At 54.2% G+C, this 253-nt stretch carries 1 pseudogene; it reads left to right on the top strand.

From position 1 onward, the window contains the following. Nucleotides 1–253 (top strand): annotated as a pseudogene (locus IV91_RS18130) (integrase core domain-containing protein); the annotation flags it as partial.

Below are 253 nucleotides of genomic sequence, written 5' to 3'. Positions count from 1 at the left end.
GCAATGGCCCTCTGACGGGTTTGCAGACATAGAGGCGGCACGGGTTTGGGTACAGGAGTTTGTGCGGTGGTATAACAACGAACATCGTCACAGTCGGATTCGATTTGTGACCCCCTCACAGCGACATCGGAGGGAAGATTGTGGGATACTGGCCAAGCGTCATGAGGTATATCAGGCAGCCAAGGAAAAGAAGCCACAACGCTGGTCAGGGGCTACCCGTAACTGGGAGCCTGTAGGTGCTGTCCAATTGAAT

The organism is Ferrovum myxofaciens (genome assembly GCF_000735045.1).
Classification (GTDB): domain Bacteria; phylum Pseudomonadota; class Gammaproteobacteria; order Burkholderiales; family Ferrovaceae; genus Ferrovum; species Ferrovum myxofaciens.
Note: the sequence above shows the minus strand (reverse complement) of the source record. Positions and strands in the feature narration are given on the sequence as shown.